Raw genomic sequence first — 15,047 nt, 5'->3', positions numbered from 1 at the left:
CACCGACATTCGCCGGCACCCCCAGTTTATCAGCGAAAATGGCGCGTTAGTCCATCTGCTTGAAGTGGAACTCGCCGCCTTCCTTGATGCCCGAGAACCAGCGCTGGGTGACAGTCTTGGTGCGGGTGTAGAACTTGAACGCGTCGGGGCCGTACTGGTTGAGATCGCCAAAGGCCGATTTCTTCCAGCCGCCGAAGCTGTGATAGGACAGCGGCACCGGGATTGGGAAGTTGATCCCCACCATGCCCACGTTCACCTTGTTGGCGAAGTCGCGTGCGGTGTCGCCGTCGGCGGTGAAGATCGCCGTGCCGTTGCCGTAGGGGTTGTCCTTCACCAGCTTCAGCGCGTCGTCATAGGTCTTGGCGCGCACCTGGCTAAGCACCGGGCCGAAGATCTCTTCGCGGTAGATGTCCATCTCGGGGGTGACGTTGTCGAACAGCGAGGCGCCGACGAAGAAGCCGTTCTCGTAGCCCTGCAGCGAGAAGCCGCGCCCGTCGACTACCAGTTTGGCGCCCTGCGTGACACCCGCTTCCACCAGCCCGTCGATGCGGGCCTTGGCGGCGGCGGTGATGACCGGGCCGAAGTCGATGTCGTCGCCCGCGGTATAGGGGCCGACCTTCAGCTTCTCGATCCGCGGCACCAGGCGTTCGATCAGCGCGTCGGCGGTCTTTTCGCCCACCGGCACCGCGACCGAGATCGCCATGCAGCGTTCGCCCGCCGCGCCGAAGCCCGCGCCTACCAGCGCGTCGGCGGCCTTGTCGAGGTCGGCGTCGGGCATGATGACCATGTGGTTCTTGGCGCCGCCGAAGCATTGCGCGCGCTTGCCGTTGGTCGCCGCGCGGCCATAGATATACTGCGCGATCGGGGTGGATCCGACGAAGCCCACGGCCTGGACCGTGTCATTGTCAAGGATCGCGTCGACCGCTTCCTTGTCGCCGTTGATGACCTGCAGCACGCCGTCGGGCAGGCCGGCCTCTTGCAGCAGTTCCGCCAGACGCAGCGAGGTCGAGGGGCAGCGCTCGGACGGCTTCAGGATCATCGCGTTGCCCGAGGCCAGCGCCGGGCCCATCTTCCACAGCGGGATCATCGCGGGGAAGTTGAACGGCGTGATGCCCGCGACCACGCCCAGCGGCTGGCGCATGGAATAGAGGTCGATGCCCGGGCCGCCGTCATTGGTGTATTCGCCCTTCAGCATATGGGGGGCGCCCATGCAGACCTCGATCACCTCCAGCCCGCGCTGCACGTCGCCGCGCCCGTCGGGCAGGGTCTTGCCGTGTTCGCGGCTGACCAGTTCGGCCAATTCGTCCATATGCTTGTTGATCAGGGCGCCGAAGGCCATCATCACCCGCGCGCGACGCTGCGGGTTGGTCGCGGCCCAGCCTTCCTGCGCCACGGCTGCGGCGGCGACCGCGGCGTCCAGCTCGGCCTTGGTGGCCAGCGGCACGCGGGCCTGCACCTCGCCCGTCGCGGGGTTCATGACATCGGCGAAGCGTCCCGACGTGCCCTTGACGTGCTGGCCGCCGATCCAATGGGTCAGTTCTTGCATCCTATCCTCCCGGATTTGGTTCTGGCGCAGCATAGGCTTGCGTTTTTGCCGGATAAAGGGGCAAGTTCTCAAAAGAGTTTTGCATAATTGCAGGTGTCGCGGGCGTATTTGGGGAACAATGAAAGGGCAGGGATGGCGGATTGGGACGATCTGAAGGTGTTTCTGGCGGTGGCGCGGGCCGAGAGCCTGAGCCGGGCCGGGCGGGTTCTGCGGATCGATCCGGCGACCGCGGGGCGGCGGGTGGCGCGGCTGGAAGAGGCTTTGGGGGCGCGGCTGTTCGCCAAATCGCCGCAAGGCTATGCGCTGACGGCCGCCGGGGCGCGGCTGCTGGATCATGCGGTGCGGGCGGAACAAGCGGTGGCGGGCGCGATCAGCGAATTGCGCGACGAGGCCGATCTGCTGTCGGGGCAGATCCGCATCGGTGCGCCGGATGGCTGCGCGGCCTATATCCTGCCGCAGGTGGTGGCGCGGATCGCGGCCGATCATCCCGGGCTGGAGGTGCAGATCGTGTCGCTGCCGCGGGTTTTCAGCCTGTCCAAGCGCGAGGCCGACATGGCGATCGGCGTCAGCCCGCCGGCGGCGGGGCGGCTTTCGGTGCAGAAGTTGACCGATTACCACCTGCATCTGGCCGCCAGCCGCGACTATCTGGACCGCCACCCGCCGATCGAGAGCCCCGCCGATCTGAAGGCGCATCGCTTCGTCGGCTATATCCCTGACATGATCTTCGACAAGGAACTGGATTACCTCGACGAGGCCGGCGGTGCCGACCTGGCGCTGGCGTCGAACTCGATCGCGGTGCAGCTGGCCTGGGCGCGGCAGGGGGCGGGGCTGGCGGTGATCCACGCCTTCATGATGCCCGGCGCGCCGGAACTGGTGCCGGTGCTGCCCGACCGGATCCGCCTGACCCGCGCCTATTGGCTGATCCGCCACCCCGATGATCGCCGGGTCGAGCGGCTCAACCGTTTCGCGGAACTGATTGCCCACGGGGTGCGGCGTGAGGTCGCACGCCTGGAGCGCGTCGTCTGAAACGGGGCCGGGGCGCGGATCCCGGTGCGGGGCGGCGACGGTGGCGGGGCGAAAGACACGCGGGAAATGGCAAGCCACGCAGGGGGAAGGCCCGTATTCCGCGTGTGGCGGTCGCGTTCTGGTCGCGCCACGCCTGCGCCCGGATCCCTTCGGAGCCGGGGCGGCGCCGGTCTTGACAGGCTGGCAGCATGGGTGAAGTCTCGGCGTCAAGGCGCATAACCCGGGAGGATAGCGATGCAGGTCCAGCACATTCTGCAGACGAAGGGCGGTGCGGTCGCCAGCGTGCGCCCCGATTGCACGGTCGCCGAGGCGGCCGAGACGCTTTCGGCCCGTCGCATCGGTGCGCTGATCGTCACCAGCGACGGCAAGCATGTCGAGGGCATCCTGTCCGAGCGCGACATCGTGCGCGAGCTGGGCCGCCGTGGCGTGGCGTGCCTGCCGGACCGGGTGGACGCGCTGATGACGCCCAATCCGATCAGCTGCACCAAAAACCAGACCGCCAGAGAAGTTCTTGAGATCATGACGGAAAAGCGTTTCCGCCACATGCCCGTCGTGGAAAAGGGAGAGATGATCGGCCTGATCTCGATCGGGGATGCGGTGAAGGCGCGGCTTGATGAATTGGCGATGGAGAACGAGGCGCTTGAGGGCATGATCAAGGGTCTCTAGGCGGCACCTCGCTGTACTTGCAGTGCGGCGGAAAATCCTGCCGCGCGCACAAAGTTCCCTTGCAAAGCCGGACGCAATCTTGTTGCGTGCGCCGGGCGAGCAACGGGAGGAACCTCATGCGCATCGGCCTTTATCCCGGCACATTCGATCCGGTCACGCTGGGGCATATGGACATCATCAAGCGGGCGGCGAAGCTGGTCGACCGGCTGGTGATCGGGGTGGCGATCAACCGTGACAAGGCCCCGCTGTTCGACCTGGAAGAACGGGTGGCGATGATCAAGGCGGAGTGCGCGACCCTTGGCGATGTGGGCTGCGAATTCCTTGTGCATCCGTTCGAGAACCTGCTGATCGACTGCGCCCGCGATGTCGGCGCCGGGGTGATCGTGCGCGGCCTGCGTGCGGTGGCGGATTTCGAATATGAATTCCAGATGGTGGGGATGAACCGCGCGCTCGACGACTCGGTCGAGACGGTGTTCCTGATGGCCGATGCCCGCCGCCAGGCGATCGCGTCGCGGCTGGTGAAGGAGATCGCGCGTCTGGGGGGCGATGTGTCCAAGTTCGTGCCCGCGCGCGTGAATGAGGCCCTGGTCGCCAAGTTCGACTAGGCCCCGCGCCGGTTAGGCCCGGCGCCGGGGGCGACCCCGGTGCGATGTCGGCGTGTGCCTTCCGGGACGTATCGAGGCGTTTTCCCGCACGCGTTGGGTCGGCGGGCCTTGTGCCCTGGCGTCGCATGGGGTTTGGTCTTGGCATGCACCGCCCCCCCATCCCGCCGCCCGATGCTGCAACCGATCGCCCGCCAGTTCCGCCTGCGCGGAAATGGCGGCGCCGGGCGGTTCTGGCCAGCGGGGCGGCGGCGCTTTTCCTTTGGGTGCGGTATCTTCCGAAATTGCCGGAAATCTTCGCCTCTGGCCCGGAATATCATGCCATCCCCGGCCTCGCGCCGTTCCGCTCGCTGGACGCGCAAGGGTCGGTGACGGCGGGGGGCGGCGGCGCCTTGATCGGGATAGAGCCGACCGGCGAGGCCCCAAGCTGGCACGCCTGGGTGCCGCGGGTGACCGCCGATCCCTGCCGCTATCTGTTCGGCGCCGAGGGCGCGGCTGGCGGCGCGGCGGTGCCGGTGGCCTATTTCACCGATTACCAATGCCCCAACTGCCGCCTGCTGGAAGCGCGGCTTGCCGATTACGCCAAGGACCATCCCGGCAGGATCGTCCTGATCCGCCACGAATTGCCGCTGTTGGGGCCCAGCTCGGTAATCGCGGCGCGCGCCGTGCTTGCGGCGCGCCTTCAGGCCGGGTCGGCGGCGTTCGAGCGGCGGCTGATGCAGGGGCGGGTGGTGGCCAGCAGGCCGGCGATGATGGCGATCGCGGATTCCGTGGGGCTGGATCCGGCGCGCCTGGCGCGCGACATGCAGGGGCAGGCGGTGCAGGACGTGCTCGACCGTGATCGCGCCCTGGCTGCGGTCTTCGGGTTCTTCGCCACTCCGGGCTGCGTCATCGGCCGCACCGCCTTTCTGGGGGCGGTGGATGCCCGGCTGCTGGGCCGGCTGATCGACGCCGAGGCGGCACTTGGCCCGGTGCGCTGCAAGACCTGACGCCGCAACGAAAACGGGCGCCCGAAGGCGCCCGCCGCACCGCCCCGATGTCCGGGGCGGCCTAGATCAGCTTGCCCATCGCCACCGCGGTATCGCTCATCCGGTTGGAGAAGCCCCATTCGTTGTCATACCAGGTAAGGATGCGCACCATGTTGCCATCCATCACCTTGGTCTGGTCCATGTGGAAGGTCGAGGAATGCGGATCGTGGTTGAAATCCATCGAGACGAGGGATTCGTCGGTATAGGCCAGGATCCCCTTCAGCGGCCCGTCGGCGGCGGCGCGGATCGCGTCGTTGACCTCTTGCACCGTGGTGGCGCGCGCGGCCTCGAACACCAGATCGACGACCGAGACGTTGGGCGTGGGCACCCGGATCGACACGCCGTCGAGCTTGCCGTTCAGTTCCGGCAGCACCAGGCCCACGGCCTTGGCCGCGCCGGTCGAGGTCGGGATCATCGACATCGCGGCGGCGCGGGCGCGGTACAGATCCTTGTGCATCGTGTCCAGCGTCGGCTGGTCGCCGGTGTAGCTGTGGATCGTGGTCATGAAGCCCTTGGTGATGCCGATCGCGTCGTTCAGCACCTTGGCCACCGGCGACAGGCAGTTCGTCGTGCACGACGCGTTCGACACGACCAGGTCATCCTTGGTCAGCGTGTCGTGGTTCACACCGTAGACGATGGTCTTGTCAGCCTTGGCGCCGGGCGCCGAGATCAGCACCCGCTTCGAGCCGTTCTGCAGGTGGATCGCGGCCTTCTCGCGGTCGGTAAACAGGCCGGTGCATTCCATCGCGATGTCGACATCGCCCCAGGGCAGTTCCTTCGGGTCGCGGATCGCGGTGACCTTGATCTTGCCGCGGCCCAGGTCGATCGTGTCGCCGTCGACGGTGACGGTGCCGGGGAAGCGGCCATGGACCGAGTCGTAGCGCAGCAGGTGGGCGTTGGTCTCGACCGGGCCGAGATCGTTGATCGCGATCACCTCGATATCGGTGCGCCCCGATTCCACGATTGCGCGCAGCACGTTGCGGCCGATGCGCCCGAAGCCGTTGATGGCAACTTTCAAAGTCATAGCGATCCTCCGTTGCGGATTGGCCCCTCGACGCGCGCCCCGCGCGGTGGGCCGCGCCCTCCACCCCCGTGGTGGATCGGGTCTGGACCGCAAAGGCCAGATTTCAACGAAAAGATCAACCTCCGCGCGCGCTGTTAGCGCCAGAACTGCAGGTAATTTATCAATCCGGCAAGCTTCCTGACGAGGAAAAGCGTGACATGGGCATTGTTCAGCATGAAATCCGCCCCGATCAGCACGATCAGCAGCGCGGCAAGGATCAGGGCTAGGCGGTCGGTCATGCGGCCTCCGTGCGGGCTTTGGCGGCAATCTAGACGAGCGCGCGGAAAAGGAGAAGGTCGCGCGGCAGGCGCGGCGCCCGGGCAAAATTGCAGCTTCAACTTGTCTCAGGGACAGGGGGCTTGCCCTGGCGTCGGCTTCCGAAGAGGCTGGTCCGGCTTGGGAAGGGAACGGGATGAGCGGACTTCTGGCATTGCTTGACGACGTGGCGGCGATCGCCAAGCTGGCGGCGACCTCGGTCGACGATATCGCGGGGCAGGCGGCGAAGGCGGGGGTCAAGGCCTCGGGGGCGGTGATCGACGACGCCGCGGTGACGCCGAAATTCGTGCATGGCATTCCGGCGGCGCGCGAATTGCCGATGGTGGGGCGGATCGCGCTGGGATCGGTGCGCAACAAGCTGGTGTTCCTGTTGCCGGCGGCGCTGATCCTGTCGGCATTCGCGCCGGGGCTGATCCAGCCGCTCTTGATGCTGGGCGGCGGCTATCTGGCCTATGAGGGCGCCGAGAAGGTGCTGCACTGGCTGCGTCCCGGCCATGCGCCGGGCCAGGAAGGCGCGCGCAATGCCGCGCGGCTGGAAGAGGCGCGCGTCAAGGGCGCGATCAAGACCGATTTCATCCTTTCGGCCGAGATCATGACCATCATCCTGGCCGAGATAGCCGAGCCCAACCTGTGGTGGCGCGGGGCGGTGCTGGCGCTGGCGGGGCTGATGATCACGGCGGTGGTTTACGGCGGGGTGGCGCTGATCGTGAAGGCCGACGATCTGGGGCTGTACCTGGCCCGCGTCGGCCGGCTGCGCGTGACGCGGGTGCTGGGCCGGGGATTGGTGCGCGCCATGCCGGGCTTTCTGGCCGGGCTTGCCGCGGTGGGGACGGTGGCGATGCTTTGGGTCGGGGGCGCGATCGTGGCGCATGGGCTGGCAAGCTTTCATGTCGAGGCGCCCGAGCATGTGGTCCGGCAGCTTTCGGACGTCGCCGCCGGCGCCGTGCCGGGGGCGCTGTCCGCCGCGGCGGGCTGGGCGGCGGGGGCGCTGAGCCACGCGGTGATCGCGCTGGGATTGGGGGCTGTGCTGCTGGCGCTGGTCTCGGGCGGCGCGCGGCTATGGGGCAAGGGCGGGCACTGAGGGCACGCGGGGGGCTGCGCAGGCCCCCGCGCGCCCCGGCGCAAGCCCGCGTCACGCCGCGCCGAAGTCCCCGGGGGGCCGCATGCGGCGTTCCAAGAGGGGCTGCACGCCGCCCGGCAGGTCAAACCCCGCCCATCTTGGCCCCGTGCCACCTGTCTTGCTTGATCTCGCCCGTCAGGCTGCTATGACCGCCACGAACAGGCGCGCCCGGCGCCCGGATTGCTTTGGAGGCCCCCTTGGACATCGCCACGCTGCGCAAGACGCACCCCGAACACTGGATGAAAGCCGCAGCCCTTCGGGTATTGGCGATGGATGCGGTCCAGGCCGCGAATTCGGGCCACCCCGGCATGCCGATGGGCATGGCCGATGTCGCCACCGTGCTGTTCGAAAAGCATCTGAAATTCGACGCCTCCGCCCCCGACTGGGCCGACCGCGACCGTTTCGTGCTGTCGGCCGGCCATGGCTCGATGCTGCTGTACGGTCTTTTGCACCTGACCGGCTACGCCGACATGACGATCGAGGAGATCCGCAATTTCCGCCAATGGGGGGCGAAGACCGCGGGCCATCCCGAATATGGCCATGCCAAGGGGATCGAAACCACCACCGGCCCACTGGGCCAGGGCCTTGCCACCGCCGTCGGCATGGCGATGGCAGAGGAAAGCCTGCGCGCCCGCTTCGGCGGCAAGGTGGTTGACCATTACACCTATGTCATCGCCGGCGACGGCTGCCTGATGGAAGGCATCAGCCAAGAGGCCATCGGCCTTGCCGGGATGCAGAAACTGTCCAAGCTGATCGTGCTGTGGGACAACAACGACATCTCGATCGACGGCCGCATCAGCCTGTCGGACCTTACCGACCAGCGCGCGCGCTTCGCCGCCTCGGGCTGGAAGGTGCTGCATTGTGACGGCCACGACCCCGCCGATATCGACCGCGCGCTGACCGAGGCGAAATCCTCGGATCGCCCCGTGCTGATCGACTGCAAGACCCATATCGGTTTCGGCTCTCCGGGCAAGCAGGACACCAAGGGCGCGCACGGCTCGCCGCTGGGCCCCGAAGAGATCGCCAAGGTGCGCGAGATCTACGGCTGGACCGCGCCCGCCTTCGAGATCCCGCCCGAGATCAAGGCCCAGTGGGAAGCCATCGGCAGCCGTGGCGCGGCGGCCCGCGCTGAATGGGAGGCCCGCCTTGCCGGGCTGTCGGCGGCGCGTCAGGCGGAATTCGGCCGGGTGACGGCCGGCGAGGCGCCCAAGAAGCTGACCGCCACGATCCGCGCGCTGAAGAAACAGGCCGCCGAGGCCCAGCCCAAAGTCGCGACGCGCAAAAGTTCCGAGATGGTGCTGGAGGTGGTGAACCCGGCGATGCCGGAAACCATCGGCGGCTCGGCCGATCTGACCGGCTCGAACAACACCCTGACCGCCGATCTGGGGATCTTCGGCCCCGAGAACCGCAAGGGCCGCTACATCCACTACGGCATCCGCGAACATGGCATGGCCGCGGCGATGAACGGGATGGCGCTGCATGGCGGCGTGCGCCCCTATGGCGGCACCTTCATGTGCTTTACCGATTACGCCCGCGGCGCAATGCGGCTGGCGGCGCTGATGGGGGCGCCCAGCGTCTTCGTCATGACCCACGATTCCATCGGCCTGGGCGAGGACGGCCCGACCCATCAGCCGGTCGAGCATCTGGCGATCTGCCGCGCCACGCCCAACACGCAGACCTTCCGCCCCGCCGACACGGTGGAAACCGCCGAGGCCTGGGAAATCGCGCTGACCACGCATGACCGGCCCTCGGTCATGGTGCTGAGCCGCCAGAACCTGCCGACGGTGCGGGTGAAGCATACCGCGAAGAACCTGACCGCCCAGGGCGCCTATGTGCTGGCCGAGGCCACCGGCAAGCGCCAGGCGATCCTGATCGCGACCGGCTCGGAGGTGGAGATCGCGCTGAAGGCGCGCGAGATACTGGAAGAGGCCGGGATCGGCACGCGCGTGGTGTCGATGCCGTCGATGGAGTTGTTCGCGGCCCAGGACGCGGCCTATCGCAAGAAGGTGCTGCCGGCGGGCCCGGTGCGGGTGGCGATCGAGGCCGCCGGCCGCCTGGGCTGGGATCGCTGGCTTCTGGGCGAGCGCGGGCGCGAGGCCAAGGCCGCCTTCATCGGGATGGAGGGCTTCGGCGCCTCGGCCCCGGCGCCGGTGCTTTACGAGAAGTTCGGCATCACGCCCGAGGCCACGGTCGCCAAGGTCCGCGAACTGCTTGGCTGATCGCTGCCCGGCATCCGGGCGGCGGATGTCGCGGCGGCGGGGGCATTGCCCCATCGCCATTGTCGCTCGGGCCGATGGCGCGACAATGGCGATCCCCCGGAGTATTTGCGCCAAGATGAAGGGGGCAAGGGGCAGGGCCCGTCGTTGCGGCCGATTTGAAGGCCGGGCGGATGGCTGCGGGCCTTGCGGGGCGGCGTGGGCCGGCAAAAAACCGCCGTGCTTGAACTTCGCGGGCTAGTCTTCTGCGGTCATTGACTCTTATCGTTCGTCACCGAATTTTCGGGGGGCGGAAATCGGGCGGAGTTTGGTCTATCATCGCCTCTAGGCATGCGGTGTGGCCGATTCGCGACTGGCTTTGCCGTCGCGCGTGGCGGGGCAGGCGCCGGCAAGGAGGACGAGGCTGATGAGCGAAATCGCTGAGCTTGAACGGCGCATCACCGCCGCGCTGGAACGGATCGGTCGCGGGCTTGACTCGCTTCCCGCCGGGACCGGAGCCGGTGCGGAAGGCTCCGCCGACCGGCAGATCACCGAGGAGGCCTCCGAACAGCTGCGCGCGCGCGACGCCGAGATCGTCGATCTGCGCGGCCAGCTGGCCGCCGAACGTGCCGCTGGCGCACAGCTTTCCGAGCGCATCAAGGCGGTGAAGGAAAAACAGGAGACCGGCATCGCGGCGCTGGAACGCAAGGTGGCGGACATGACCCGGCAGCTTGACGTCCAGGGGCTGGAACTGCAGCGGATGAAGAAGACGAACGTCCACCTGCGCGAAACCATCCGCATCTTGCGCGAGGCGATGCAGGAAGGTCTGGCCGAGCCGCACCTGATCAACAAGTCGATGCTGGCGGAGCTTGAGGCGCTGCGGGCCTCACGCGCCGCCGAGATGGCCGAGATGGACGAGATCCTGAGCGGGCTGGAGCCCTTGCTGGGCCGGACTGCCCCCCGCGAAGCCGCGACGGGAGAGAATGGCAATGCCTGATATCGAGATAGAGATCGGTGGTCGCACTTTTCTGGTCGGCTGCCAGGAGGGCGAAGAGCATTTCCTGCGCACCGCGGCGCAGATGCTGGATACCGAGGCGCAGGCGCTGCTGGTACAGACCGGACGCATCCCCGAGGCGCGGATGCTGCTGATGGCGGGGTTGATGCTGGCCGACAAGACCGCCGGCGCCGAGGATCAGTTGCGCGAATCCCAGGCCCGGGTGGCCGAACTGGAGGCGCAGCTGGCCCAGGCGCAGGCCCGCCCCGCGCCGGCGCCCGAACGCGTCGAGGTGGCGGTGATCCCGCAGGTGGTGAACGACACGCTCGCCGAGATCGCCGCCCGCGCCGAGGCCCTGGCCGGCGCGGTCGAAGAAAAAGCCGCGCGCTAACCCGCGCGGGGGCGCGGCCTGCGGGCCCGGCCCAAGTGGAACCACGCAATGCCCCCCCCCCCCGGGGCTGGCGCTCCATGCGCTTGGGGGTGGGCCGCCGCCGCCATCGGGCGCGCGCTGGCCAGTGTCTTGCCGCCGGGCGCGGCCTCGACACACCGGGTTGACCGGGTGCGAAGCCCGATCCCGTCGCGGCGGGACGCAGGTTCGCGGCGCGAACATCAATACACTTGTGTCAGGGAATGATGCCCCGGCTCGGCCATCGTTTCAGCGCGCATTGTCCTCGCGCACGGCCTCGCGGATCAGGCGCAGGATGTCGGGATTGGCCGATTGCGCGCGGCTCCAGTTCGGGATGAACGGCGTCTCCATCGGGTTTTCCAAAAAGACATTCCCGGCCTCGACGATATTGGCAGCGAACAGCTCGACCGATTTCTCCTCGGTGTGGCGATCCACGGACAGTCCGTTCATCTTGGCGTCGTTGTAATACATCTCGACCAGATCCAGTGCGATCCGGTAATAGGTGGCCTTGATGGTGCGGAAGCGCTCGGTCGAGAAGGTCACGCCATCGGTTGCCAGCTTGCGAAACAGCGCCTTGCAGATGTCCATCGACATCCGCGATAGGCCGCGCGTGGCGTCTTCTTCCGACAGGGGCTGGTGCTTGTGGTCGTAATGTTCGGCGATGTCGGTCTGGCAGACCGCGTGGCGCGACAGGTTGCGCCAGACCTCGCTGAGCACGCCGATTTCCAGCCCCCAGTCCGAGGGGATGCGCATGTCCGGCAAGATCGCGGTGCGCATCGCGAATTCGCCCGCCAAAGGATAGCGGAACGACTTGAGGTATTCGACGTAATCCGATGGGCCGCAACACTTTTGCAAGGTCAGCAGCAGCGGCGTGACCAGCAGGCGCGTCACCCGACCGTTCAGCTTGTGATTGGCGATACGGGGGTAGTAGCCCTTGCAGAACTGATATGGAAATTCCGGGTTCGCGACCGGATAGACCAGCCGCGTCAGCATCTCGCGCTTGTAGGTGACGATGTCGCAATCATGCAGCGCGACCACGTCGGAATTGGCCGAGGCCAGCGTATGGCCGATGCAATACCACACGTTGCGGCCCTTGCCCGGCTCTTCCGGCGCAAGGCGGGCGGTGCTCAGCCCGTCGTGGATGGCGCGTAGCCGCGGGCCGTCGTTCCACAGGATGTCGTGGCGCTGGGGCAGGCGCGAGAAGAAGTCGCGCGCATAGGCGAATTGATCGGCATCGGCGCGATCGAGGCCGATGACGATATGGTTGATGTAGCGCGCGCCCGCGAGTTCGTCGACGATGCCTTCCAGCGCCGGGGTTTCAAGCTCCGAGAACAGCGAGGGCAGGATCAGGGTGATCTTGCGGGTCTCGGCGATCAGGTCGAGGCGCCGCTCCAGCTCCGCGATCGGGCGCTGGTGCAGGTTGTGAAGCGTCGCGACGCTGCCGGTCTGGTGAAAATCCGCCAAGCCAAGTCCTTTCCGTTCAATCCGTCAATTCCGCCAGCAGGGCTTGAACCGCGGCCGCCCAGCCCTTGGGACCCGGCGCGGGCGCCAGGCGGATGCGGTGGCCATCCGCCGCAAGCCCCGGCCCCGGATGCGCGGGATTTGGCACGATCACAGCGTGATCGGCCGCGCGCAGCATGGCCGCGTCATTGGGCGCGTCCCCCAGCGCGATGGTGCGCGGCGGGCCGGGCATCTGCGCCGCCAGCTCTGCCATCCGCCCCGCCTTGCTGCCCCCGAAGGAGAGGGTCAGGAAACGTCCGCCCTGCGCGGCGGTGATCCCAGTCCGGGCCAGGGATTGCAGAAATTCCGCGCGCCGCGCTTCGGGGCCGGTATAGAGGCCCGGCTCGGAAAAGTCGCGCAGCGCCGCGCGGCCGGCCGCCTGCGGGGGCAGGCCAGTGCGGCGGGCAATCTCTTCCGGGTCCCAGTCGCTGAAGCCCGCGAACCACGGCGGCAGGGCGGCAAGGGCCGCGCGCAGGCGGGGATGGGTGCGGCTTTCACCAGGGCGTTCGGTGCCGGGGGGCAGCACGCCCGCGCCATTCTCGACGATCGCCGGACAATGGGCAAAGCCCATCTCGGCACGCAGCGGCGCGATTTCGGCCGCCGTTTTCGACGAGGCCAGCACCAGCGCGACGCCCGCATCGCGCAGCCGGGCCAGGCAGGGCGCGGCGGGGCGCCAATCATAGGTTTCGTGGTCCAGCAACGTGCCGTCGAGATCGCTGAAGATGGCGAACGCGCGCGTTTTCATGGCGCGCCGTTGGTGATCCAGCGCGACTGATAGGGCGCCAGCGGGATCTCGCCGCGGGTCTCGTCAATCGCCTCGTCCGAGAGCAGATCGTACCAATTGTGCCCGTCGATCAGGTTCAGCGCCAGCGCGGGCACACGGACGCCATGGTCGGTGACATTGGCGATGATGAAGATCGATTGCGCGCGGTCCAGGCTCTGGCGCCAGAAGCCAAAGACCTCGTCGCCCAGTTGCAGGGTGAACTGGGTGGCGTTGGGGTGAAAGCCGGGCTGGGCGCTGCGGATACGGATCATCCGCATCATGGCGTCCAGAACTTGCCGGTTCGGTGTATCCGGATTGTCAAGAAGTGCGCGCAAGCTATCGTAATCCCAACGTTTTCTATTGATCGCGCGATTGTAGCCCAGCTTTTCCACCCCCTCGGGATCATTGGGCGTGGCGATCAGGGAATGGATGTAGAAGGCGGGGATGCCTTCCAGCGCCATGGCGATCGCCTGGCTGCACAGGAAGCGCGGGATCTGCAGATCGTCTTCGCCCGCGCAACTGCCCTTGAGCGCGTCGAACAGCGCCACGTTCACCTCATAAGGTTTTTCGGTGCCGTCCGACATCCTGCGCATCGACACGCGCCCGCCAAAGCGCCGCACGGCGGCGACCATGGCGTCGATCTCGTCGGGCGGGATCAGCCCCTCGGCGGGGCGCAGGCCGATGCCGTCATGCGAGGCGGTGAAGTTGAGATAGGCGCAGCCCAGCGGTGCCGGCGGCATGGCCATCTGCCATTTGCGCAAGGCCCGCGACGTTCCATTAAGAAGTGCGTGTAAAATCAACGGGGGCAGGGAGAAATTGTAAACGACATGGGCTTCGTTTCGGTTTCCGAAATAAGATAGATTCTCGGAATTCGGGACATTTGTTTCGGTGACCAGAACAATCGGCACCGGATCGTGATCGGCCAGCAGCCGCATCAGCCGCACGATCGCATGGGTCTGGGCCAGATGGATGCAAGGTGTGCCCTCGATCTTCCACAGGAAGGCCACGGCGTCGAGCCGCAACGTGCGCACGCCCATGTCGACATGATGGCGCAACACCCGCAGGAAGGTCAGCAGCACTTCGGGGTTGGCGAAGTCGAAATCCACCTGATCATGGCTGAAGGTGCACCAGACATGGCGCGGGCCGTTCACGGTTTCGACCTCGCGCAGCAATGTGTGGGCGCGGGGGCGGACGACGGCGCCAAGATCCGCGTTCGGGTCGGCCTCTCGGAAGAATTTGTCATAGGGTGCATGGCCTTGGAGGTATTCGTTGAACCAATGCGACTGGCTGGAGCAATGGTTCAGCACCAGATCCGACATCAGCCGGAATTCCTGCCCGATGCGGCCTATGTCCTCCCACGCGCCAAGCTGGGAATTGACCGCGAAATAGTCGATCACTGCAAAGCCGTCGTCCGAGGTGAAGGGGAAATAGGGCAGCACATGGATGCCACGGATGCCCGGCCGCAGGTAGCGACCGGCGAAATGGCGCAGCAGGTCCAGCGGCTTGTGTTCCCCGTCGACGATCGAATTGCCATAGGCGATGACGTAATTGTCGCGCTGGTCCCACAGCGCGTTGCCCGGCACGCGGGCCCGGCGGCGGGGCGCGCGCCCAACGGGCCAGAAGGCCGCGATCACCTGGTCGCACAGCGCGCCCGCATCGTCCTGCGGATAGAGAAACGCCAGGATCTGTTCGAGCCGCGCGCGCAGCGGGCGGGGGATGATCTTCGGTTCGGGGGCGGGGCTGTCGGCGGCGCTCATGCGGGCAGTGTCGCGCCGGCTTGGGGGCTTGGCAAGCGGACCGCTGGGCGCAGGCCGGCGGAACAAGGGGTCGCGCGGGCCGCTTTTCGTACTGCCATGAAAAAA

General features: G+C 67.2%; 14 protein-coding genes. 8 read left to right on the top strand and 6 right to left on the bottom strand.

Translation table 11 applies throughout. The features are described 5' to 3' along the window. Positions 1-46: 46 nt before the first annotated feature. Positions 47-1,546, bottom strand: a complete 1,500-nt coding sequence (locus BLV97_RS13045; protein WP_035846578.1) for a CoA-acylating methylmalonate-semialdehyde dehydrogenase — start codon at positions 1,544-1,546, stop codon at positions 47-49. Positions 1,547-1,678: 132 nt separating this feature from the next. On the opposite strand from BLV97_RS13045, the gene BLV97_RS13040 reads away from it, so the two are divergent. From BLV97_RS13040 to BLV97_RS13025, 4 genes are all read left to right on the top strand, one after another. Further along, entirely contained in the window at positions 1,679-2,572 is an 894-nt protein-coding gene (locus tag BLV97_RS13040; RefSeq protein WP_035846579.1) for a LysR family transcriptional regulator, read from the top strand. A gap of 234 nt (positions 2,573-2,806) precedes the next feature. After that, a complete protein-coding gene (locus tag BLV97_RS13035) occupies positions 2,807-3,238 on the top strand; it encodes a CBS domain-containing protein (protein ID WP_035846581.1) in 432 nt (143 codons plus the stop codon). A 116-nt stretch (positions 3,239-3,354) separates the two neighbouring features. Next, entirely contained in the window at positions 3,355-3,843 is a 489-nt protein-coding gene (gene coaD, locus BLV97_RS13030) for a pantetheine-phosphate adenylyltransferase (protein WP_035846583.1), read from the top strand. Between the two features lie 143 nt (positions 3,844-3,986). Continuing rightward, entirely contained in the window at positions 3,987-4,829 is an 843-nt protein-coding gene (locus tag BLV97_RS13025; protein WP_051646318.1) for a DsbA family protein, read from the top strand. 61 nt (positions 4,830-4,890) lie between these two features. Here BLV97_RS13025 and gap read toward each other — a convergent pair whose 3' ends face one another. Both gap and BLV97_RS21215 read right to left on the bottom strand, forming a co-directional pair. Beyond that, a complete protein-coding gene (gene gap / locus BLV97_RS13020) occupies positions 4,891-5,892 on the bottom strand; it encodes a type I glyceraldehyde-3-phosphate dehydrogenase (RefSeq protein ID WP_035846585.1) in 1,002 nt (333 codons plus the stop codon). Between the two features lie 134 nt (positions 5,893-6,026). Beyond that, positions 6,027-6,170 carry a hypothetical protein gene (locus BLV97_RS21215; protein ID WP_035846587.1) on the bottom strand — a complete coding sequence of 48 codons (144 nt, stop codon included), beginning with the start codon at positions 6,168-6,170 and terminating at the stop codon, positions 6,027-6,029. 173 nt (positions 6,171-6,343) lie between these two features. Between BLV97_RS21215 and BLV97_RS13010 the strand changes: the two genes are divergently transcribed. The 4 genes from BLV97_RS13010 (at position 6,344) to BLV97_RS12995 (ending at position 10,907) form a co-directional block, all read left to right on the top strand. Continuing rightward, positions 6,344-7,288, top strand: a complete 945-nt coding sequence (locus BLV97_RS13010; protein WP_035846589.1) for a DUF808 domain-containing protein — start codon at positions 6,344-6,346, stop codon at positions 7,286-7,288. 236 nt (positions 7,289-7,524) lie between these two features. Continuing rightward, positions 7,525-9,546 (top strand): transketolase, encoded by a 2,022-nt coding sequence (gene tkt / locus BLV97_RS13005; RefSeq protein WP_035846612.1) that lies wholly within the window; start codon positions 7,525-7,527, stop codon positions 9,544-9,546. Between the two features lie 403 nt (positions 9,547-9,949). Beyond that, the gene (locus BLV97_RS13000) at positions 9,950-10,519 is read left to right on the top strand and encodes a hypothetical protein (protein WP_035846592.1); all 570 of its coding nucleotides are present in this window, start codon (positions 9,950-9,952) and stop codon (positions 10,517-10,519) included. Further along, positions 10,512-10,907, top strand: a complete 396-nt coding sequence (locus BLV97_RS12995) for a cell division protein ZapA (protein ID WP_035846594.1) — start codon at positions 10,512-10,514, stop codon at positions 10,905-10,907. The genes BLV97_RS13000 and BLV97_RS12995 overlap by 8 nt, the downstream gene beginning before the upstream one ends. A 264-nt stretch (positions 10,908-11,171) precedes the next feature. Here the strand turns inward: BLV97_RS12995 and BLV97_RS12990 are convergent, their stop codons facing one another. The 3 genes from BLV97_RS12990 to BLV97_RS12980 are packed head-to-tail and all read right to left on the bottom strand — an operon-like array spanning position 11,172 to position 14,942. After that, entirely contained in the window at positions 11,172-12,386 is a 1,215-nt protein-coding gene (locus tag BLV97_RS12990) for a glycosyltransferase family protein (RefSeq protein ID WP_035846618.1), read from the bottom strand. A gap of 16 nt (positions 12,387-12,402) precedes the next feature. Continuing rightward, on the bottom strand, positions 12,403-13,167 hold the full coding sequence (locus BLV97_RS12985) for an HAD-IIB family hydrolase (RefSeq protein ID WP_035846620.1): 765 nt from the start codon (positions 13,165-13,167) through the stop codon (positions 12,403-12,405). Then, positions 13,164-14,942 carry a sugar phosphorylase gene (locus tag BLV97_RS12980; protein WP_051646320.1) on the bottom strand — a complete coding sequence of 593 codons (1,779 nt, stop codon included), beginning with the start codon at positions 14,940-14,942 and terminating at the stop codon, positions 13,164-13,166. Before BLV97_RS12980 ends, BLV97_RS12985 begins: the two co-directional genes overlap by 4 nt. Positions 14,943-15,047 lie beyond the last annotated feature (105 nt).

It is taken from the genome of Allgaiera indica (assembly GCF_900106675.1).
Lineage (GTDB): Bacteria > Pseudomonadota > Alphaproteobacteria > Rhodobacterales > Rhodobacteraceae > Acidimangrovimonas > Acidimangrovimonas indica.
The sequence above is the reverse complement of the archived record's forward strand: the minus strand, read 5'-3'. Positions and strand labels throughout refer to the sequence as shown.